The sequence below is a fragment of the Pseudovibrio sp. Ad5 genome (genome assembly GCF_001623095.1).
Classification (GTDB): Bacteria; Pseudomonadota; Alphaproteobacteria; order Rhizobiales; family Stappiaceae; genus Pseudovibrio.
Map to the genome: position 1 here is coordinate 59714 of NZ_LMCH01000006.1, position 20164 is coordinate 79877.

The 20164-nt window shown below is 48.8% G+C and carries 19 protein-coding genes and 2 tRNA genes; 11 read left to right on the forward strand and 10 right to left on the reverse strand.

The window, feature by feature from the left end:
* Positions 1–61 precede the first annotated feature (61 nt).
* Together PsAD5_RS03750 and PsAD5_RS03755 are read left to right on the forward strand one after the other, a co-directional pair.
* On the forward strand, positions 62–3415 hold the full coding sequence (locus PsAD5_RS03750) for an error-prone DNA polymerase (RefSeq protein WP_063291140.1): 3354 nt from the start codon (positions 62–64) through the stop codon (positions 3413–3415).
* 106 nt (positions 3416–3521) lie between these two features.
* Positions 3522–3881, forward strand: coding sequence for a TfoX/Sxy family protein (locus PsAD5_RS03755; protein WP_063291141.1), 360 nt, complete (start codon positions 3522–3524; stop codon positions 3879–3881).
* A 77-nt stretch (positions 3882–3958) separates the two neighbouring features.
* Here the strand turns inward: PsAD5_RS03755 and PsAD5_RS03760 are convergent, their stop codons facing one another.
* Both PsAD5_RS03760 and PsAD5_RS03765 read right to left on the reverse strand, forming a co-directional pair.
* Complete coding sequence (locus PsAD5_RS03760; RefSeq protein WP_063291142.1) at positions 3959–4387, reverse strand: hypothetical protein; 429 nt, start codon at positions 4385–4387, stop codon at positions 3959–3961.
* 572 nt (positions 4388–4959) lie between these two features.
* The gene (locus PsAD5_RS03765) at positions 4960–5439 is read right to left on the reverse strand and encodes a YchJ family protein (protein ID WP_208981591.1); all 480 of its coding nucleotides are present in this window, start codon (positions 5437–5439) and stop codon (positions 4960–4962) included.
* A 102-nt stretch (positions 5440–5541) separates the two neighbouring features.
* On the opposite strand from PsAD5_RS03765, the gene PsAD5_RS03770 reads away from it, so the two are divergent.
* Positions 5542–6654, forward strand: coding sequence for an FAD-dependent oxidoreductase (locus tag PsAD5_RS03770; protein ID WP_063291144.1), 1113 nt, complete (start codon positions 5542–5544; stop codon positions 6652–6654).
* A gap of 75 nt (positions 6655–6729) precedes the next feature.
* Here PsAD5_RS03770 and PsAD5_RS03775 read toward each other — a convergent pair.
* Positions 6730–6804: transfer RNA gene (locus PsAD5_RS03775), tRNA-Gly, on the reverse strand.
* A gap of 48 nt (positions 6805–6852) precedes the next feature.
* Positions 6853–6927: transfer RNA gene (locus PsAD5_RS03780), tRNA-Gly, on the reverse strand.
* 775 nt (positions 6928–7702) lie between these two features.
* Between PsAD5_RS03780 and PsAD5_RS03785 the strand changes: the two genes are divergently transcribed.
* From PsAD5_RS03785 to PsAD5_RS03805, 5 genes are all read left to right on the forward strand, one after another.
* Positions 7703–8767 (forward strand): cytochrome-c peroxidase, encoded by a 1065-nt coding sequence (locus PsAD5_RS03785; protein ID WP_063291145.1) that lies wholly within the window; start codon positions 7703–7705, stop codon positions 8765–8767.
* Positions 8768–8908: 141 nt separating this feature from the next.
* A complete protein-coding gene (locus tag PsAD5_RS03790) occupies positions 8909–9436 on the forward strand; it encodes a prolyl-tRNA synthetase associated domain-containing protein (protein WP_057463536.1) in 528 nt (175 codons plus the stop codon).
* A gap of 120 nt (positions 9437–9556) precedes the next feature.
* Complete coding sequence (gene trxA / locus PsAD5_RS03795) at positions 9557–10555, forward strand: thioredoxin (RefSeq protein WP_063291146.1); 999 nt, start codon at positions 9557–9559, stop codon at positions 10553–10555.
* A gap of 43 nt (positions 10556–10598) precedes the next feature.
* The gene (locus tag PsAD5_RS03800) at positions 10599–11279 is read left to right on the forward strand and encodes an LON peptidase substrate-binding domain-containing protein (protein ID WP_063291147.1); all 681 of its coding nucleotides are present in this window, start codon (positions 10599–10601) and stop codon (positions 11277–11279) included.
* Positions 11280–11312: 33 nt separating this feature from the next.
* The gene (locus tag PsAD5_RS03805; protein WP_057463533.1) at positions 11313–11504 is read left to right on the forward strand and encodes a Trm112 family protein; all 192 of its coding nucleotides are present in this window, start codon (positions 11313–11315) and stop codon (positions 11502–11504) included.
* Positions 11505–11570: 66 nt separating this feature from the next.
* Here the strand turns inward: PsAD5_RS03805 and PsAD5_RS03810 are convergent, their stop codons facing one another.
* The 3 genes from PsAD5_RS03810 to PsAD5_RS03820 form a co-directional block, all read right to left on the reverse strand.
* Complete coding sequence (locus PsAD5_RS03810; protein ID WP_063291148.1) at positions 11571–11891, reverse strand: DUF167 family protein; 321 nt, start codon at positions 11889–11891, stop codon at positions 11571–11573.
* Between the two features lie 3 nt (positions 11892–11894).
* Positions 11895–12185, reverse strand: a complete 291-nt coding sequence (locus tag PsAD5_RS03815; protein ID WP_057463531.1) for a YggT family protein — start codon at positions 12183–12185, stop codon at positions 11895–11897.
* 245 nt (positions 12186–12430) lie between these two features.
* Positions 12431–13549, reverse strand: coding sequence for an NAD(P)/FAD-dependent oxidoreductase (locus tag PsAD5_RS03820; protein ID WP_063291149.1), 1119 nt, complete (start codon positions 13547–13549; stop codon positions 12431–12433).
* Between the two features lie 69 nt (positions 13550–13618).
* Here PsAD5_RS03820 and mnmD point away from each other — a divergent pair, with 69 nt between their 5' ends.
* Positions 13619–14320 (forward strand): tRNA (5-methylaminomethyl-2-thiouridine)(34)-methyltransferase MnmD, encoded by a 702-nt coding sequence (gene mnmD / locus PsAD5_RS03825; RefSeq protein ID WP_063291150.1) that lies wholly within the window; start codon positions 13619–13621, stop codon positions 14318–14320.
* 4 nt (positions 14321–14324) lie between these two features.
* On the opposite strand, the gene PsAD5_RS03830 is transcribed toward mnmD, so the two are convergent.
* Positions 14325–15740, reverse strand: a complete 1416-nt coding sequence (locus tag PsAD5_RS03830; RefSeq protein ID WP_063291203.1) for an L-serine ammonia-lyase — start codon at positions 15738–15740, stop codon at positions 14325–14327.
* Positions 15741–16183: 443 nt separating this feature from the next.
* Here PsAD5_RS03830 and PsAD5_RS03835 point away from each other — a divergent pair, with 443 nt between their 5' ends.
* Both PsAD5_RS03835 and PsAD5_RS03840 read left to right on the forward strand, forming a co-directional pair.
* Positions 16184–16966, forward strand: coding sequence for a MipA/OmpV family protein (locus tag PsAD5_RS03835; protein WP_063286087.1), 783 nt, complete (start codon positions 16184–16186; stop codon positions 16964–16966).
* 363 nt (positions 16967–17329) lie between these two features.
* On the forward strand, positions 17330–17713 hold the full coding sequence (locus PsAD5_RS03840; protein ID WP_084404294.1) for a L,D-transpeptidase: 384 nt from the start codon (positions 17330–17332) through the stop codon (positions 17711–17713).
* Positions 17714–18284: 571 nt separating this feature from the next.
* Here PsAD5_RS03840 and PsAD5_RS03845 read toward each other — a convergent pair.
* Both PsAD5_RS03845 and PsAD5_RS03850 read right to left on the reverse strand, forming a co-directional pair.
* Positions 18285–19325 (reverse strand): patatin-like phospholipase family protein, encoded by a 1041-nt coding sequence (locus tag PsAD5_RS03845; RefSeq protein WP_063291152.1) that lies wholly within the window; start codon positions 19323–19325, stop codon positions 18285–18287.
* Positions 19326–19378: 53 nt separating this feature from the next.
* Positions 19379–20161, reverse strand: coding sequence for a 3-hydroxybutyrate dehydrogenase (locus PsAD5_RS03850; protein WP_063291153.1), 783 nt, complete (start codon positions 20159–20161; stop codon positions 19379–19381).
* Positions 20162–20164 lie beyond the last annotated feature (3 nt).

Below are 20164 nucleotides of genomic sequence, written 5' to 3' on the forward strand. Positions count from 1 at the left end.
GCTGTTGAACTGTCATCTTTTGAAGCTAACTTTATATGGTGTCATCATGAGATCTCCCTTGATGCGCAGTTCCGGATATGCGGAGCTTTGCTGCGCGACGAATTTTTCATTTCTACGAGGTGCCTCACAACCTGAAGAGCTTGTTTTTACCGCTAAAAATATAGGCTTAACAGCTCTTGGTGTGTGTGACCGTAACTCATTGGCTGGTGTTGTGCGGGCTCATGTGGCTGCTGATACTGCAAAACTTCGTATGGTTACCGGAGTGCGCCTGTGTTTTGTTGATGGCTCTCCTGAAATTCTGTGTTGGCCAGTTGATCGTCAAGCTTACGGCCGTCTGACTAAATTGCTGACTGTCGGCAAACGCAGAGCTCCGAAGGGAGAATGTTATTTGCGCCTTGAGGATCTTCTGGCTCAGGGAGCGGGTTTTGTTATTGCTCCTATTGTGAAACAGTTGAAAAATGAAGCCAATCTTTTGAAGCTTAGAGCAGTATTGAAAGCATTATTCTCTGTTTTCGGGGAACAGGTTCGTCTCGCCGTTGCATTGACATACGGTGCGAGTGATAGGCGGTTTTTGTTGCAAATGATGGAGCTTGCTAATGAATGTAACATCCACATTCTTGCAGTGAATGATGTACTTTACCATGAAGCTGACCGACGTCCATTACAAGACATTGTGAGCTGTATTCGCCTGCACGAAACGCTGGGGAGTGCTGGTCAAAAATTAGAATCTAACGCTGAGAGATATCTGAAAACTTATGAGGAGATGACATATTTGTTTCAGGATTGTCCTGAAGCTCTAACGGAGTCTTCGAGAATTCTAGATGAGATAGATTTTAGTCTTTCAGAGTTGCGATATGACTACCCCAAGGAAGAAATAGCTTCAGGATTATCTTCTCAAGGAGAACTTGCGCGCTTAGCGGAGGAAGGTGCGCAGAAGCGATATCCTGATGGCATTCCTAAAAGTATAAGAGAGTCAATCGATTATGAGCTGAACTTGATCGATGATCTTGATTATGCCCCATATTTTCTGACAGTTCATGATATTGTAGAGTTTGCTCGCTCTAGGGGTATCTTATGTCAAGGGCGAGGTTCGGCAGCAAATTCTGTGGTGTGCTTTTGCATTGGAATTACAGAGGTCGATCCTAAGCGAGCTGGCTTATTATTTGAACGATTTATCTCTCCGGAACGTAGAGAGCCTCCTGATATTGACGTTGATTTTGAGCATGAGCGACGCGAAGAGGTCATTCAATATATTTATCAGAAATATGGGAGAGAGCGAGCAGGGCTTGCAGCGACTGTGATTACATACCGATCTCGTTCTGCTTTACGGGAAGTCGCTAAGGTTTTTGGCTTGTCAGAGGATGTGGCAGGAACTTTGTCCGGCACGATCTGGGGACGCTCATCTGGGGGCGGTAAAGAAGAGCAAGTGCGTGAGGCTGGTCTCGATCCTCAAGAAGCCGTTGTTGCTCAAGTGCTTAAATATGCCAAAGAATTGATTGGTTTTCCGCGTCATCTTTCTCAGCATGTTGGTGGCTTTGTTATTACTCACGGGCGGTTGGATGAGGTCGTTCCGGTGATGAATGCGGCAATGGAAGATCGGACTACCATTGAATGGGATAAGGATGATCTTGAAGCTCTTAGACTTTTGAAGATTGATGTGCTCGCTCTTGGAATGTTGACTGCTATCCGTAAGGCACTGGATTTATTGAAGGAAAAATATAATCGAGATCTAACAATAGCGACTCTCCCTCCTGAAGAGACAGATGTTTATGATATGATTTGTCGAGCAGATACCCTAGGGGTATTTCAGATTGAGAGCCGGGCTCAAATGAGCATGTTACCTAGGTTAAGGCCGCGTTCGTTTTATGATCTGGTAATCGAGGTTGCAATTGTACGACCTGGCCCAATTCAGGGTGATATGGTGCATCCATATTTGCGGCGAAGGCAAAAGAAAGAAGCAGTTAACTACCCCAAGGAAGAGCTACGAGATGTATTAGATAAGACACTTGGAGTTCCGTTGTTTCAAGAGCAGGCAATGAAAATTGCTATCGTTGCTGCTGGATTTACCCCAGGGGAAGCAGATCGCTTGCGACGCGCTATGGCAACATTCCGCCGTGTCGGAACTATTCAGACGTTTCAAGACAAGATGGTCGATGGAATGGTTGCTCGAGGCTATGAAAAAGATTTTGCAGAACGATGTTTTAAACAGATTGAGGGATTTGGTGAATATGGTTTTCCTGAGAGCCATGCGGCCAGCTTTGCGCTGCTGGTTTATGCCTCTTGCTGGTTAAAAGCGCGATATCCTGATGTGTTTTGTGCTGCCCTGCTTAATTCTCAACCATTGGGATTTTATGCCCCGGCACAATTGGTGCGAGATGCACGTGAGCATGGTGTCGATGTGCGTGAGGTGGATGTCAATCTCTCTGACTGGGATGTTGTTTTGGAGCCTGATGTGCAGGCATGGAGGCGTTTGCATCCGCGACATAAAGAGATGCAGGGCACTATTAAATCTGATCACGCAGTGCGGTTAGGTTTTAGAAATGTCAAAGGCTTAGCCGAAGCTGATATGAAGAAGCTTGTAGCTGCACGAGGTCGTGGATATGATTCTGTGCGAGATCTCTGGTTGAGGACTGATTTGTCGCGTTCCGTCATTGCCAAGCTTGCTGAGGCGGATGCGTTTCGGTCGTTGGGCTTGGATCGACGAGATGCTCTGTGGGCTGCGCAAGGGCTAGAAGCTGGTGGAGCAGCTGAAAGATTGCCTCTTTTTGATTGTGCCGACCTGCATGAATTGCGGCTGGAACCCGATGTTCATTTGCCGCCGATGCTGCTGGGAGAGCACGTTATGGCTGACTATCAAAGCCTTACGCTCTCCTTAAAAGGTCATCCGGTCGGTTTCGTACGGAAGTCGCTTGTGCAGTCTTGCGTTATTTTGTGCGATGAATTGAAAGATTTACGTGCTGGATGCAAGGTTTCTGTAGCTGGGCTCGTTCTTGTGCGACAGCGTCCGGGATCAGCGAAAGGAGTGACCTTCATGACGCTGGAGGATGAGAGCGGCATTGCTAATGTGATTGTCTGGCCTAAATGTTTTGAGAAGTATCGTGCATTAATATTGGGAACGCGATTTATAAAAGTCACGGGCCGACTTCAAAATTCAGAAGGCGTCATTCATGTAGTCGCGGAGCATCTAGAAGACATGACAGATTTGCTTGGGCAACTTTCAGCTGCAAAGTTTGACGATGCTGGCCTTGCTCATGCAGATGAAGTTCGTCGTCCAGTGATTGAGCTTGCTGCGAAAATCCAACCTGGACGAGGTTTGGCGGAGCTGGTGCGGGAAGTGCCTGAAGTGGCAAAAGATTATGCTGAACTTGCGCAAAAAGTGCGACGTACTTTGCCGAAAGGTCGAAACTTTCACTAAGCTACTTATCCTCTTCGCTGAAAAAGGGGGTATTTATGGAGTGAGAGGATCTGACTGCTTAATATTTTAGGGATGAGCCAAGTCGTTATTCAGGAGTAGAAATCTAGTGGCTTATGATGAGGAACTTGGTGATCGGCTTCGTGAGGAGTTGGAAGGCATTATGGGGATTTCGGAGAAGTGGATGATGGGTGGCCTGTGCTTTTTTCTGGATGGAAACATGCTGGCCGGGGCGCATCGTATTAAGAGTGAAGAGGCTCGCTTCATGTTTCGTGTTGGAAAAGACAATGAGGCTGAAGCGCTCGGCCGAGAGGGGGCTGAGATTGTTGAGCTTGGTGGTCGCCGAATGGGGGGATTGGTGTTTGTGGCTGCTGAGGTGTGTGATCAGGCGGCGCTTAGAGAATGGATTTCGCTCTGTATGAGTTTTGTCGCTGGACTGCCAGCCAAACAGTTGAAAGGAAAAGGCTGACGCAGGTTGATCATAATCTGATCGCCTTCAATGTCAGCGCCTTCATATGAGCGTCACAGCTTTGTCGGTTGCTGTTCTTATAGACGCGGGTCTTCGCAAATTTGGACGTCGCCTTTTAGTACTTTTTTGATTTCGTTGAAGGCTCGTTTCATGGTTGTGCCCTTGATCCAGCCAACGACCAACAACCGTAACCCAGGGTTCTTAGGGTGCTTTCCTGCGATGACTTTAACAGCCCAATATCGCCGTCCTGCAAAGCCAGGTTCAACGAGTTTGTAGGCGCGGAACTGTAAGTACTGGATTTCTGATAGGTTTTTTTTAGAAAAACTTTGTAATAGTGTTGTGCAATCTTGATTGGGCTTGCTAATTAGGACTAAAGATCCATCGTTTAAGTGTAGCTCCTTAGTAGATTCATAAATTTCACATCCGGATCCTACAGTATTAGGTGTGTTTTGTATTAGTGATCTCCACTTCATAAACTCCATTCTGTTTGCGTGAACTACGTTCATTTAGATGTTTCCTGATCGATACTCATATTTGTGTGACATACACATATGTACCGATAGTTTGAAATAGTTTTTTTTCTAATTTTAATAAGTTTGGATGTAACGAGGCTTGTCTGAACCTTATCGGCGTTCCGCTAACCCGTTACGCGAAGGCGCCTTTTCCCTACGGAATGTGATTGTTAATGAAGCAACTTAAAGATGTGGGAAACTCGTGCTGACATACCGGGAGTATCGCAGGAATATATGGAAACGATGTTTTCTTGTGTTGGCATCTTATGCTGCTAGCTGATGCAAAATATCTTGGTAAGCCTCAGGTTAGGTTCAATCATTGGTATGATGAGCTGAAAAGGGCTTGTGTGCAGTCGGTGAATGATAAGTCTGAGATCTCTGCTTTTAGACTTTCACGGAGAAGTTTGCCGACCTGGGTGAGGATCGGAACTTGCTTGTAGGGGGAGGTAAAGCCTTATCTGCATCGTGATATGGTTGTTACTGATGTAAGGCGCAGAGAAGTTGACTGTTGCTCTCGCAGCAAGACTGTTTTTACGCTCAGTCGATTTTGGATCAGGCTGTGAGGTTTAGAGGCGGCTGCCTTCTGCCATCGGTTCAACATAATACCAGCGGCCCTTGCGTTTTTTGAAGAGGCTCAGTTCTCTCTGTTCTCCGACTTGGCCATGGGCGAGGTATTTGGCGCAGAAGAGGACGCTGCCTTTTGCATCACCTAGTTGCCCCTTATCGGTGCCCAGAATCTCAAGCCCTATCCATTGAGTTTGGGCAGCATATTCTGCGACCTCAATTGAACTGAAGGTTTTTTGGTAGCGGGGCCACAATGTGTCTTTCAGGTAATCAATGTTTTTTGTGGCATAAGCGCTGTAACGTGAGCGCATGAGCTGCTCTGCAGTCTCGGGTAGGGCCTTGCCTTCCAGAAAAGGCTGGCAACAGATTTCAAAGTCTCTTCCTGATTTGCAAGGGCAAGGTGTTGTCATTGAATACCATCCTTTAGAGCTTGGAAGGCAGCTAAACGACAATTTTAAAGCCAGGTCAAGAAGGGCAAACAAGCTCCTCCAAGAGTGATTAAAGTTCGCCTTACTGGTTCAACGCTCCAACAGCGTCTTTTGCATAAGCTTGCAACAACAAGCCCTGTGTACGGTAGGATGGTAATGCAAAGAGGACGCATTCTGATTGTTGGGGCAGGGCCCAGTGGGTTGACTGCCGCAATTGAGCTGAAGCGACGCGGCTTTACGCCTCGTATCATTGATAAGAACTCGCGCCCTCACGCTCAATCTCGTGCCCTTGCCATTAATCCCCGCACCCTCCAAATCCTGCAGCCATCTGGTGTGGCAGACAAACTGCTGCAAAAGGGATGGCGGATGAATCATGTCCACTTTTGTGGACCAAGTGATGAGCTTTTAGAAGTTGATCTCTCAGACTTAGATGGGCCTTATAATTTTATGCTGGCCCTGCCGCAATATGAGACTGAAACTGTTCTTGAACGACATCTGACAGAGCTGGGAATACCGGTCGAGCGGGAGTGTGAACTCGTCAAGCTAGAGCAGAAGGATGAGGTCGTCACTGCAGTTATACAAACCAGTAGCGGTGACGAAGAGGTACTTCACCCACCCATGGTGATTGGGGCAGATGGTGCACACTCAATTGTGCGTTCGCAAATGGGGTTCACCTTTTCAGGCAGTTCGTATCCGCAAGATTGGGGGCTGGCAGATGTGGAGTTGGAACCGACGCTGACGATGGATGGGCCGACGATGTTTGACAGGTCACCAAATATCTTCGGTGTCATTCCCTTTTCTGCGACACGGGCGCGCATTGTTGCCGATCACTCTGATCCACTTGAGACTATGCCGCCGATTTTGAAAGTTATCAAAGTCAATTGGAAGTCGTCTTTCCGGATCTCTCACCGATTGGCCAATCTCTATCAGAAAGGGCGGGTCTTTCTGGTGGGAGATGCTGCGCATGTGCACTCTCCCTTTGGAGGCAGAGGGATGAACTTAGGGATTGAGGATGCTGCGTGGCTGGCGTGGCAAGTTTCTACCGGGCATACGCATCAATATATGTTGGATCGACGACCCGTTGCTGCGGAAGTTTTGAAGACGGTTGATACCGGCACACGGTTTTTAGCGTCAAACAACACAGCGATCCGTCTGTTCAGGCAAAAGTTTCTGCCGGTGTTGGGACGCACGGATTATTTCCAGGCCCGGTTCATGAATATTATGTCTGCTGAGAACACACCATTTCCTCCTTGGCTTGAAGAGGAATAGTTCGCCTAAAGCTCTGATAGAAATGAAGAACTGCAGATAACAAAAAACCGCCTTGCGGCGGTTGTTTTGTTTTTTTGGAGCGGGCGAGGCGATTCGAACGCCCGACCCTAACCTTGGCAAGGTTATGCTCTACCCCTGAGCTACGCCCGCATATCCAAAAAATTCCAACTTCGCGAAAACTCAGTTTCTTAGAGAAACTGGAGCGGGCGATGAGATTCGAACTCACGACCCTAACCTTGGCAAGGTTATGCTCTACCCCTGAGCTACGCCCGCATCTGTTTCGCTAGAGCCGTTTGTTGCGGCCCCGTCGGTGAGGTGGGAGCTATATGACAAAAGCTCGGGGTGAATGCAACAAGGAATTTGAAATTCATTGTGGGGTTTCTCAGAGCTTGTGGATGTGGAGGTCGTGAAGTTCCTCATAAAAAATATTATATAACAATAAGATAGATGGTTTTTTAGAGTTGTTTGATCGTTGTGGAAATAATTGCACTCGAGTAAAATAACCTATGTGATTTACTCCGAGGTCGTGGATGGGCTGCATGAAACAGAAACAGGTTCCCTCATATATCTCAATAAGATCAGGAATTTTTTTAATCACATTCAGAATGAGCATTAGCGAGCGTGGCTAAGAACAACATCCAGACGTCGTCAAGATCACAATTTGTAATTGGGGGCAGTATGTCGCAGTCGTGTATTAGTATATTCTAAGAGAATGTTTTGAGGGTGAAGTACATGCCCTTGAGAAACGTAAGTTGCACGCGGTCAAAGCTCTCAATTTTTTGTCTATATTAGAGTTATTCTAAGTGTATGGAGGGACGCTTCGTGTATGTCTTGTGATTATAATTCTCGATATTTGTAGTATTAGTAAGTATCGGTGGAATTCGTATTTCAAGTATTTTTTGTATATCTCAATATATTAGATGATGACTTTGCGTTTTAAGCTGATGAAATTTTTGATATCACCATAGTAAATGTCAAGCGGTTGCATCAATGTGCTTTTGTTTGTAGTGATTCTAAACTCCATTATCTCGTGATGATGGAGGATTTCATGCGAGCAATAATTAAGACATTGATTGGCGCATCTGTTTTCAGCATGGCTGTTCAGGGAGGAGCTTTTGCTCAATCTGAGTTGCTGGAAGAGGCGCGTTCTTACTTCAAGCCGATCCCGCACGCTGTACCCAGTGTTAAAGACAACACGATTACCCGCGAAAAAATTGATCTTGGGCGACAGCTCTTCTTTGATCCGCGATTGTCGCTTTCGGGATTGCTGTCGTGCAACAGTTGCCACAATCTCGGCATGGGTGGGGATGATAATCTGGAAACATCCATCGGCCATGGATGGCAAAAGGGGCCTCGTAACGCACCCACCGTGTTGAATGCTGTGTTCAACCTTGCCCAGTTCTGGGATGGTCGTGCAGAGGATCTGAAAGAGCAAGCCAAAGGCCCGGTGCAAGCTGGTGTTGAAATGGCTAGCACGCCAGAGCGGGTTGAAGCTGTTCTGAACAGTATGCCGGGATACACTGAGCAGTTTTCAAGAGCATTCCCAGGTGAGGAGTTACCAGCGAACTTCGACAATATGGCGAAGGCAATTGAAGCGTATGAGGCAACTTTGATTACGCCTGCTTCCAAGTTTGATCTGTTCCTTGAGGGTAATGAAAATGCTCTCAATGCGCAGGAAAAGCAGGGACTGCAGGTGTTTATGGATACCGGGTGTGCCGCTTGTCATGGCGGTGTGAACATTGGTGGTGAGGGGTACTATCCATTCGGCGTGGTTGAAAAGCCGGGTGCAGATATTCTTCCAGTCAATGACAAAGGCCGGTTTGCTGTTACTCAAACTGCCGAGGAAGAATACGTTTTCCGTGCTTCACCGCTCCGCAATATTGATCTGACAGCTCCTTACTTCCATTCTGGCAAGGTTTGGGATTTGAAGCAGGCGGTTTCTATTATGGCCAGCTCTCAGCTTGGTGCTGAGCTGAGTGAAGAAGATATTGATGCAATTACTGTTTTCCTGAAGACCCTTACCGGAGAACAGCCAAGCGTTGAGTACCCAATTCTGCCAGTTCGGACCAACACCACACCACTCCCTGATCCGTCAGTCATGACGGCTCACTAAGCAAACTATTCGCCCTCGGTTTGCTAGAGGCAGGCGGTTCTTATGGACCGCTTGCCTTTTTCTATAGGTGGCTTAAAACGGTGCAGCATTTATGTGGCAAACACTTGGTTTGCCTCAGAGACTTGGGAGAGGTCGTTCTACATGCCAGCAAGCCGTTCACAACTGATATCTTTCTTGGAAGACTTGAACATTCCGGTTTCTACTATTGATCATGAACCGGTTTTTACGGTTGCTGAATCTGCTGATCTGCATGAGCGTATTCCAGGTGGGCACACCAAGAATCTCTTCCTTAAAGACAAAAAGGGTAATCTCTTTTTGGTCGTGGCCCTTCATGATGCTACGATAGATCTCAAGAAGATTTCGAGCATCATTGGTGCATCTGGTCGTGTTTCTTTCGGCAAAGCTGATCTTCTTGAAGAGGTGCTGGGTGTTACTCCAGGGTCCGTCACGCCGTTCTCTCTGATCAATGATCGGGAAGCACAACGCGTGTCCGTGGTGTTTGATGCAGATATGATGGAGCAGGAGGTTCTGAACTTCCATCCATTGCTAAATAACGCTTCAACGGCGATTTCAGCGGAAGGTCTGATGGTGTTTGCCAAGGCATGTGGGCATGATGCCAATGTGCTTGCGGTTTCTGCAGAGGCGCAGAAAGTCACTGAAGATCTATAAAAACTGGGTGATCGCCAATTGTAATTGGTCTCATCTAAGACCATTTTAGGCAGCAGTTAGAGATTTTGATATGAGGAGCGCTGGTATGAGCAGCTCCCGGTTCAGTAAAGGGTCAAAATAATGAGTGGATCCGGTTATTCCGTAGGTGGCAGCTTTGGTGGCTCCCTTGGCGGTGGATATGGCGGCGGTTATCAGACCAACACACAGGCTGGCGCGGCATCTCCATCTGCAGCTCCGGCAGCCAATGCTGCTGACTTGATTGTTGATACGACCACTCAAACCTTTGTGCAGGACGTAATTGAGGGCTCCCGTAATCAGGTGGTCCTCGTTGATTTCTGGGCGCCTTGGTGTGGTCCTTGTAAGCAGCTTACGCCGACGCTTGAGAAAGTCGTCAAGGAAGCGAATGGTGCTCTCAAGCTGGTGAAGATGAACATCGAAGATTATCCGGAAGTTGCCGGTCAGATGGGTGTTCAGTCGATCCCGGCAGTGTTTGCGTTTAAAGGTGGCCAGCCTGTTGACGGGTTTATGGGTGTGCAGACCGAAGGTGAAATCAAAAAGTTTCTCGATCGTATTGGCGTAAACATTGGTCCAAGTGATCTGGAAGTGATGCTTGAGAAGGCTGATGAGCTTCGTGATGCTGAAGGGTATCCAGAAGCTGCACAGCTTTACGGTAGCGCGCTTTCTATCGACGCTGGCAACGTGCAGGCGTTGTGTGGGCTTGCTATGTGCTATCTGGCGCTTGGTGAGAAAGACCATGCAAAACAGATGCTCGATATGATTCCGGAAGATGAGCAGAACTCCCAGCATTTTGCAGCAGCCAAGGCTGCGCTTGAACTCGCTGAGCAATCTGAAGGGCTTGATGACCTTGCAGAGTTGCGTGAGCGTGTAGAAGCCAATGCAGATGATCATCAGGCTCGTTTTGACCTTGCGCTCGCTTTGGGTGGCAAAGGGGATAAAACTGGTGCTGTTGATGAGCTGATTGAGATTATTCGCCGTGACCGTGAGTGGAATGAAGATGGCGCGCGCAAGCAGTTGCTGCAGTTTTTTGAAGCCTGGGGCTTCAAAGATGCAGGTTCTGCTTATGGTCGCCGTAAACTCTCCTCAATTTTATTCTCGTAATCTAGGCCTAATGATAAGAGCGGAGAGCACTTAAGTGGCCTCGATGACTGTTGGAAATGCGACCTACGCAGGTCTGGATGATCTGCCGCAGGTTGTGCCGTTGTTTGTTTTGCCGGGAGCTATCTTGCTCCCGCGCTCCCACATGCCTCTCAATGTTTTTGAGCCGCGCTATACGTCGATGATCGACAGTGCTTTGCGTACTGATCGCATGATTGGGGTAATTCAGCCGCAGTTTGAAACCAGTGATGATGAATTGGCCGGTAGGCCAAAACTTTGCACTGTTGGCTGTATGGGGCGCATTACAGGGTTTCAGGAAAGTGGCGATGGCCGCTATCTGATTACGTTGTCTGGCGTTTCTCGCTTTGTGCTTCGTGGTGAACTGGAAGAGCGTGCCCCGTTCCGTCGTGGTCACGTTGATGCGACCCGCTTTGCTGGTGATTTGACGACCGGTATCGGAGAAGATGATGTCGATCGAGATCTGCTGCTTTCAACGCTCAAAGAATATTTGAGTGTGAATGACCTTGAAGCGGACTGGGATAGCGTCAATTCTGCCTCGACCGAGGTATTGGTCAATGCGTTGTGCATGATGAGTCCTTATGGACCGAAAGAGAAGCAGGCTCTGTTGGAAACAGAGAATCTGAAAGTGCGCGCGGATACGCTCATTGCGCTGGCTGAAGTTGAGCTGGCACGTGGCAATGGTGGTACTGGCAGCACGCTTCAGTGATGCAGGTAACGACAAAAGATGAATGAGGGCTCTATGAGCGAATTTGAAGCGCCACAGCTGGACCGTCGGCTTTTGGAGCTGTTGGTTTGTCCTGTGACGAAGACAACGCTTGAGTACAATCCTGAGAATCAGGAGCTGGTCTCCCGCGCTGCAAAGCTGGCCTACCCAATTCGGAATGGAATTCCGATTATGTTGGAAGAAGAAGCGCGCAAGCTTGAAGACTAAAACGTATCCATGAGAACTGATGTGGGTTCTCTGATCGGGGTTACGTACAGAACTTATCTTTGAAGGCTAGGAGAGATGATCTTCTAGCCTTTTTTGCAGCTCTTGTGGTTCGCCGTGAACACGTAGTGTTTTTATGCGGGCGGTGGAACCTGCAATCACTTCTGCCGATGATTTGGGAACAGAGAGTGCTTTCGCAAAAAGGGTAGCAACGGCTTTGTTTGCAGCGCCTTTTTCTGGCACTGCGCGAACGCGCGCCATCACGAGTGGTCGGCCATCGGACTGCTCGCCTATCTTTTCAATTTGATCTTTGGAGGATCTGGGGGTGAGGCGGACGGTAATGAGAATTCCGTCAGCCTGCAGTTTCCAAGGGCGTTCTTGTTCAGCCACTACTTAAAATACGTAGGGATAAACGTAGAGGCCGATGATGCGCTCAATAAGGAAAATGCCGAGCAGCAGCACAATCGGAGAAAGATCCAATCCACCCATTGCTGGTAGGAACCGGCGGATAGGGCGCAGGAGCGGTTCGGTCAGATTGTAAAGTGTCTGACCGATCATCGCGATGAACTGATTGTTTGAGTTCACCACGTTGAACGCATAGAGCCAGGAGAAGATCACATTCGCAATAATGACCCACGTGTAAAGATTTAGGATGATGAAAACGACATCAAGAATAGCGCGCATGGACTGGTTAAACTCCAAGTTTGCGAAGATGAACTAGCTGAATTGCTTCCCTGAAGACAGAGCTTGGGAAACAGAGTTGTTCCTCATGTAACTTTGAACTGAGGCACCTGCAAGGTCCAGCATGCCTCATTTTTCTATATTTTGAGCTAATTTCACGAAGCGGTACCTGAAAAAGTACCAATTAGCAGGGGGCGTTTGCCCTGAAACTGATAGGGCAAACAATTTTTGTTCTTATCTCGCATGCTCTAGCCAAAATGGAAGGCTGGCTTAAAGCTCTCTGGCAAGTGGATTGTCTGGTCTTGTTCAGGGAACATTTCCTGCATGAGGCAGGCGGCTATGCGGTGAGAAATGGCATAGGAAATTTTGAAGCCACCAGTTGCCACCCATGTTTTGTCTTTGCCTGGAATGAGGCCGACCAAAGGGTCCCGTTTTTTACATTTTGGACGGATCCCTGCCCAACGGGTGAGGATTGGCGCGTCTTTCAATGAAGGGCAAAAGCCAACTGCCTTGGAGAGCATGGTTTGAATGTCTGCCTCTACTGGTTCTTTACTGGTCCACTCCTGCTCGGAGGTGGAGCCGATAGCAACAGTGCCATTGGCATGTGAGACAACATAAATTCCGTTGTCATAGATAACCGGGAGAGGTTTGTCGGCCTTATATTCGAGCAAAAGGGATTGACCTTTCACACCCATGCCGATGGGTTTACCTGCGATCTTACTGAGTGGTTCGAAACCTTCATAACCTGCTGACAAGACAACGCGATCAGCACTCAGGCTTTCACCATTGCCGAGTGAAACGGTGCCTGTAGTCTCATCAAAGCCGAGATACTCGGTGTGTTCCATGATGTCGATGCGTGTTTCCAGAAGGGTTTTGAGAGCTGCAGAGACAAGACGCGGATTGGCCCGTGCTGCCAAGGTGTCCCAGATGATGCCAAGTGGAGCGGCTTCTGGTGTGAGCCAGTCATTGAACGGTGTTTCTTTCACCACATTGAAGGTGAAGCCAGTTTCATCGCTTCTCCAGCGCTGCTTGCTTTCTTCAACGCGGGAGAGAGCATGTTCGAGCTTGGGTTCGGTGTAAAGCGGGATCAGGCGACCAGCACGGCTGTAGCCAACAGAAAGGCCCGTAGCCTCTTCCAGCTCTTCCACGATATCGGAGAGTTCGATCAGTGCATCCAGCTGGAACTGCTTCTTGTCATTCCATTTACTCGGTACATGGGGCATCAACGCACCAACAAGGCCAGCGCTGGCGCCCGATGCGATGGTGTTTTTTTCCAGAAGAGCGACTTTCAAGCCTTTTCCGAGTGCGGCTTTGGCGACGCTAAGTCCGAAAATTCCCCCTCCAACAACAACTATATCGTAGGTCATGTTTTTTTATTTCCCAGGTTGGGGTATAAGCCCAGACCGATTTTTACGTTAGAGATTTGGCTTAGACATATGACAGAGCGCCCAAAATTGGAATGGGATGATGCGAATGTGCCTTATGCGTCGCAGTTTGGAGATACTTATTACTCCAAAGCCGGTGGATTAGGCGAAACGCGCTACGTATTTCTGCAGGGTAATCAACTCCCTGAACGCTGGGTGGGTGCACAGTCTTTTACTATTGCTGAACTGGGATTTGGAACCGGGCTTAATTTTCTCGCCACGTTGGAATTACTTCTGAGTTTGCCGGAAGCAGAGCGGACCAAGCTGACTTACGTTTCGTTTGAGCTGTATCCGATGGAAGCTGCGGAGATTGAGAAAGCGCTGTCGCCATGGCCCGAGCTCAAAGGGCTTAAAGACAAGCTGTTGGCTGCATGGAAGCCTCAGCCGGGTTGGAATCCAATCACCATTGATGGTGTGCGACTGCTGCTGGGTGTTGGGGATGCTCGTGAGATGTTGCCAACCCTGTCTATACCCGTTGATGCCTGGTTCCTTGATGGCTTTAATCCGGCACGGAACCCAGAGCTTTGGGGGCGAGATCTTATGCTTGCTGTTGGAGAGAAAACCGCTATTGGCGGGACTTTCGGGACATACACCGCGGCAGGTTGGGTGCGCCGAAACCTGCAAACGGCAGGTTTTGAGGTTGAGCGTATCAAAGGCTATGGCACAAAACGCCAGATGATGGTGGGGCAGAAAACTGCCACCACCGCAACCTGAGTAATCAGCATTCTGGCAGGTTGACTGCCAGACCACCTTTGCTGGTTTCTTTGTATTTGTCGTTCATCTCCACGCCAGTCTGGCGCATGGCTTCAACGCAGTTGTCCAGCGGCATGTAGTGGGAGCCATCTCCACGCAGAGCGAGTGAAGCTGCTGAGACTGCCTTGATAGCGCCGAGGCCATTGCGCTCGATGCATGGCACCTGAACGAGGCCTCCGACCGGATCACAGGTCATGCCAAGGTGATGCTCCAGAGCGATTTCAGCGGCGTTTTCAATTTGCTCGTTGGTGCCGCCAAGAGCTGCGCAGAGACCTGCTGCTGCCATTGCTGCGGCGGAGCCAACTTCGCCCTGACAACCAACTTCAGCGCCGGAAATAGAAGCATTGTGCTTGATTATGCCACCAACAGCTGCTGACGTGAGCAGGAAGGTTTTGATGCCTTCATCGTTGCTGCCCGGACAATGCTCGCGGTAATACTTGACGGTTGCCGGGATAACACCTGCTGCACCGTTTGTTGGTGCAGTGACAACTTTGCCGCCCGCTGCGTTTTCTTCGTTTACGGCCATTGCATAGACTGAGAGCCAGTCGTTGGCGACGTGCGGCATGCTCATGTTATTGCCGCGTTCGTCTTCCAGCTGTTGTTTGATTGCAGCTGCGCGACGCTTGACTGTAAGGCCACCTGGTAGCTCGCCTTCAGTATTCAGGCCGCGCTCCATGCATGCGTTCATCACATCCCAGATCTGCCAGAGCTTGCTGTCCAGTTCTTGTGGATCCAGAGAGGTGATTTCGTTGGCGCGCTTCATCTCAGCAATGGTTTTGCCGGATTTTTGTCCCATCTCCAGCATTTCTTGCGCTGTAGCAAATGGATAAGGCATGCCTTTAATTTCGTCGGGAGCCTGATCACCTGACGCTTCTGCTGCTTTCAGGCGGTCCAGTTCTTCTTCGGTCAATACGAACCCGCCACCGATGGAATAGAATGTTTCCTGAAGGTGCAGGCGGTCTTGGGCATCGTAAGCTTCGATCACCATACCATTTGCGTGGCCTGGCAGGTTTTTCTCGAAATCGAAGATAACGTCTTTATCGGGATCGAAATCCAACTCTGGCAGGTCAGCAAGATGGAGCTTCTTTTCTGTTGCGATCTGTTTTTCGAGCGCCTCTGCTTCATCCGGGTCCAGAGTTTCAGGCGTGCAGCCTGCAAGTCCCAGAATAACAGCTCTGTCTGTGGCATGGCCTTTGCCTGTCCAGGCGAGTGAGCCATGAAGAGTGCAGCGCAATCTCTTAGGTGCACCTGCGCCGGGCCATATGCGCCGGCCGTCTCTCAATTCATCCAGGAAACGTGCGGCGGCGGTCATCGGTCCCATTGTGTGGGACGAAGACGGACCTATACCGATCTTGAAAATTTCAAAGACGCTGAGAAACATGTGTTTGGCACCTTTCAGATGGCTGGGGCGTTGTTTTTGTTTCATTAGGATAGAGAACAGCCACTATCACTGAATTTTCTAGGAATAATCGTCATAGCCTCTGAAACCAAGAGGATTATTTTTCCGGATATTTGAAATTGACGTTGCGTTTGTCCCGATACTGCAGAATTTATCTGTTCTGCTCGGAGGCTTATTGATTCAAAAAGATTTTTTTGGCACCGATTTACTGAAAGGATTGAAGAAAACGCTTTGGTTTCACGGGGAATTGATGGACTTGTTTTACTCAGTCAATGTGAATTGAGATGAAAAAACTACTAGTTGTTGAGTTTTATGATGCCAATGGGCAACAGTCTGTAGAAAACTCCTGAAACTGCAGGTCTCCAAAGTGACTTAAAACGTATATCATAGGTGGTAATTGCTTTTTCCCGATCAAGGCTGCACCTATGACCGCCTCTCTTCGTATTCTCGCAGGCTTAGCGCTTGCTTCCGTTTCCAGTCATGCGCTGGCAGAAGATAGTTTTACGCCTGGTGATTTGACTGAGGAGCAAGCCAGCAAGAGATATGTCGTTGATATTGGCGTGGCTGGTTTTGTGAATCCCAAGTATGACGGTGCGGATGAATACATAATCTATCCGCTGCCACTGATTGCGTTTTCGCGGTTTTACCTGCCGGGCTTCGGTCAGGTGAAAGAGGGCGAAACACAGGGCCTCTTCATCTATCCGTCTTTTGGTTTTGTGGGTGAGCGTAATCCTTCAGATTCTTCCTCTTTGACAGGGACAACTCGTGTGCCTTGGGCTGGTGAGGTTGGTCTTGGTGGTGGCTTCCGTCATGATTGGTTCCGTGCATTCATCGAAGTGCGCCACGGTTTTAACGGTCACCGCGGCTTTGTTGGGCGCGCTGGAATTGACGTGATCACCGAAGTTACAGATCGCTTGACGTTTGTATTCGGTCCGCGCGTTGATGCTGCTGATGGTTCATACATGAACACCTATTTCAGCGTTGCAGCAGGCACTCCATTCGGTCCATACACCGCAGAAGGTGGTTTCAAGAGCGTTGGTGGTGTTGCGCGTGCGAGTTATGCGCTGACTGACAGCATTGGGCTGCACCTACAAGGTGGCTATGACCGTCTGATTGGTGAAGCTGCAGATAGCCCGATTACGCAGAACGACAATATGTGGTCTGTTGGATTTGGTGCGACCTATCGGTTTGCTTGGGATATGTTCTAGGTAACCAGAGCATCGAATAGACTTGATGAATGAAGCCCGGAAGGATCTCCGGGCTTTTTTATTTGCTGCATGCACTGTGAGTTCTCATTGACTGTGCCGTGAATAAAGCAATGTTTGAAGTGAAGCTTTGTGTATATTCATGAATAACAAAGTATGCATGATGTATTGGTATTGAGAGTTATATTACCTCAGTATTGAAGTATCCCTTCTGTGAGATCGTTAATAATACCCTTAGAATAAGTCGATGACAGACTCCTGCGGGTGCGCATGCTAATTCACCTAAAGTATTGCGTTGAGTGAGGGGGCTTCAGTATGCGTACAATAATTACTATATCAGGACTTCTGTTTATCTGTTTATTGCTTATGGTTCCGGCCAAGGCATCCTCCACTAAAGTGTTGGCTAAGATTGATATTTCCGAGCAAAGGATGCGGATCTTCGTGGATGGGAAGGTTCAGCATTCGTGGCCTGTTTCGACGGCCCGGCGGGGATACAGAACGCCAGTGGGCACCTTTAAGCCAACGCGAATGCACAAACGGTATTTCTCCCGTAAGTATAACGGGGCACCGATGCCTTACTCTGTGTTTTTCTATAAGGGGTATGCCATTCATGGAACGGATGTGGTTAAGCGCTTGGGTGCGCCTGCCTCACACGGTTGCGTGCGGTTACATCCGAAAAACGCCAAGAGATTGTTCAGTTTGATTCAGGCAAATGGCCGATCAAACGCAAGGATTGTAATTGTGAATTAGTGAACACGCTTTACGTGCAGCGCTGAACATGATGTGATATCGGTCAAATAAGGCCCTTTACCCTTGCGAGCGCGTGGGTTCCTTACTAAATCAAGGGCTAAGAGATGTGCTTGAAGGCTTGTGAGCGGAAGAAGCAAGTCGGGTCGCAAACGCCTGCTCCTTCCGCTGTAGCGCTGAATACGCATAACTCAACAATCAGCGTGTCTTTCCTAACGCTAAAATCTTGCCAAAAGGTTGGCACGCTGATTTTTTTGAAAGACTTTTTTAGGGATAAAACGATTTTTTCTGAGAGTTGTGTGTCGGGAGGATGCATTGCCCAAAGAAAAAGAGGGCTTTGAATACACGCTCAAAAACCCTCTTTATATTCTCTAAAGCTGATTACGCAGTACCTTGATATCAGCTGCTTATTTAAAAGCAAAAGCTGTGCCAGTTTTGCGATAAATTTTTGGCACAATATCTGGGGTGGCTGCGCTTCGTCTCTCCAACATGCGGGTTAATTTAACAGGTTGCTTACCTATGCTGCGTCGCAATTTGCAATGCGGTTTGGGAGTGTTAACCTTTGCGTTCAGGTCTAGTTAAACTCGTGGTCCAGGTTCAGCGTGCTTCGTTTGCCAATGCTGTCGTAATTGTCGTGCGCCCACTTCTTTGCAGCCTGGCGCCCAATGTCGTGCAAAAGTTCTACAAATTCCCACTGGGCGTTTACCTTGGATGAAGCTCCGAAAGGGGCGAGATCTTTTGTTGCTTCTATTCTGTGCATGTAAACGCGGGTGTATTCGTTCGAATCAAGACGACCTTCATCAATGAGCCGTGTCACAAACTCAATTGCGCGAAGCTCGCGCAGCAGAGTTGAGTTGAAGGTGATCTCATTCATGCGCTCTGAGATTTCCTGAGCGGTGTGCGGAAGTTCAACTCTCTCAACCGGATTGACCTGAATAAGAAGTACGTCGGTAGAGCCACCGTGTTGGAATAGTGGAAACAAAGGCGGGTTGCCCATAAAGCCGCCGTCCCAATAGGCCTCGTCGCCAATTTCTACCGCTTGATACATATGCGGCAAGCAGCCTGACGCCATGAGTGAATCAAGGGTGAGTTCTTCCTTTGCAAAAACTTTGATTTTTCCGGTTCGAACATTGGTCGCGGCGACATAGACCTGCATCTGGTCGCAACTTCGCACACGTTCGAAGTTGATTTGCTCAGCAACGAGGTCGCGGAGTGGATTATAGTTGATTGGGTTTAGTTGGTAGGGAGACATGACGCGAGAAAGCAGGTCCCATGCCAGATATGTCGGAGAATTGTCCATGCTCCAATTGCCACAATAAACATCCATTGGGCTGCGTTGGAACGGACTGGTCTCTGCAGCTGTGCTGACGGATTTCCAAAAGCGGGCGAGGGCATCTCTTGCGCCTTGCTGCCCGCCTTCAACGAGGCCATCGGCCATGACGGCTGCATTCATGGCACCTGCGCTTGTGCCTGAGATGCCAGTGATCTCCCAATCTTCGTTTTCAAGGAGCCAATCCAGAACGCCCCAGGTAAAGGCGCCGTGTGCGCCTCCACCTTGTAAGGCCAGATTGATTTTCTTTCGTTCTTTTTTCGCTGTCTTCCGAGTAGTCGCCATATGGACCTCCATGGGCCGCTTGGAAAAGAAAACTCCGGGAAATCATCTGAGCGTTATTGTGCTGTCCAGCCGCCGTCCATTGGCAAGAGAGTGCCGGTGATTGAAGCGGCTGTATCAGAGCACAAGAACACGGCTAGGCCGGCAACCTGATCGACTGTCACGAACTCTTTGGTTGGCTGAGCAGCGAGCAGGACTTCTTTTTTCACCTGCTCCTCAGTCATATTACGAGCTTTCATGGTGTCAGGGATTTGCTTTTCGACGAGCGGTGTCCAGACATAGCCGGGGCAAATGGCGTTCACTGTGATGTTGTTTTCTGCAACTTCCAGTGCAACGGTTTTGGTTAAGCCAGCGATGCCGTGCTTTGCAGAAACGTATGCCGACTTGAATGGAGATGCTACCAATGCGTGAGCGGACGCGGTGTTGATGATGCGACCCCAGCCTGCTTTGCGCATGTAAGGCACGGCGGTGCGGATTGTGTGGAATGCGGAGGACAGGTTGATCGCGATGATGGCATCCCATTTGTCGACCGGGAAATGCTCAATGGCTTCAACATGCTGAATGCCTGCATTGTTGACGAGGACATCGACTGAACCGAGGGATTTAACCGCATCGTGGATCATTGCGTGAATTTCATCAGGCTTGGTCATGTCGGCTGATGAGTACACGCATTTTACACCGAAGTCGGATTCGATTGCAGCGCGCTCTTTCTCAATGGCATCGGCATCGCCAAACCCATTGATCATGATGTTGGCACCTTGCTCTGCCATTGCGCGAGCGTAAGCAAGGCCGATGCCTGATGTGGACCCAGTGATTACAGCGGTTTTTCCTGAGAGCATTTC

Bases quoted from the DNA above. Each gene is read 5' to 3' on its own strand.
- PsAD5_RS03750 (WP_063291140.1), top strand. From the start codon at position 62: ATGCGCAGTTCCGGATATGCGGAGCTTTGCTGCGCGACGAATTTTTCA.
- PsAD5_RS03760 (WP_063291142.1), bottom strand. From the start codon at position 4,387: ATGAACGTAGTTCACGCAAACAGAATGGAGTTTATGAAGTGGAGATCA.
- PsAD5_RS03770 (WP_063291144.1), top strand. From the start codon at position 5,542: ATGCAAAGAGGACGCATTCTGATTGTTGGGGCAGGGCCCAGTGGGTTG.
- PsAD5_RS03785 (WP_063291145.1), top strand. From the start codon at position 7,703: ATGCGAGCAATAATTAAGACATTGATTGGCGCATCTGTTTTCAGCATG.
- PsAD5_RS03790 (WP_057463536.1), top strand. From the start codon at position 8,909: ATGCCAGCAAGCCGTTCACAACTGATATCTTTCTTGGAAGACTTGAAC.
- trxA (WP_063291146.1), top strand. From the start codon at position 9,557: ATGAGTGGATCCGGTTATTCCGTAGGTGGCAGCTTTGGTGGCTCCCTT.
- PsAD5_RS03800 (WP_063291147.1), top strand. From the start codon at position 10,599: ATGACTGTTGGAAATGCGACCTACGCAGGTCTGGATGATCTGCCGCAG.
- PsAD5_RS03805 (WP_057463533.1), top strand. From the start codon at position 11,313: ATGAGCGAATTTGAAGCGCCACAGCTGGACCGTCGGCTTTTGGAGCTG.
- PsAD5_RS03815 (WP_057463531.1), bottom strand. From the start codon at position 12,185: ATGCGCGCTATTCTTGATGTCGTTTTCATCATCCTAAATCTTTACACG.
- PsAD5_RS03820 (WP_063291149.1), bottom strand. From the start codon at position 13,549: ATGACCTACGATATAGTTGTTGTTGGAGGGGGAATTTTCGGACTTAGC.
- mnmD (WP_063291150.1), top strand. From the start codon at position 13,619: ATGACAGAGCGCCCAAAATTGGAATGGGATGATGCGAATGTGCCTTAT.
- PsAD5_RS03830 (WP_063291203.1), bottom strand. From the start codon at position 15,740: ATGTTTCTCAGCGTCTTTGAAATTTTCAAGATCGGTATAGGTCCGTCT.
- PsAD5_RS03835 (WP_063286087.1), top strand. From the start codon at position 16,184: ATGACCGCCTCTCTTCGTATTCTCGCAGGCTTAGCGCTTGCTTCCGTT.
- PsAD5_RS03840 (WP_084404294.1), top strand. From the start codon at position 17,330: ATGGTTCCGGCCAAGGCATCCTCCACTAAAGTGTTGGCTAAGATTGAT.
- PsAD5_RS03845 (WP_063291152.1), bottom strand. From the start codon at position 19,325: ATGGCGACTACTCGGAAGACAGCGAAAAAAGAACGAAAGAAAATCAAT.
- PsAD5_RS03850 (WP_063291153.1), bottom strand. From the start codon at position 20,161: ATGCTCTCAGGAAAAACCGCTGTAATCACTGGGTCCACATCAGGCATC.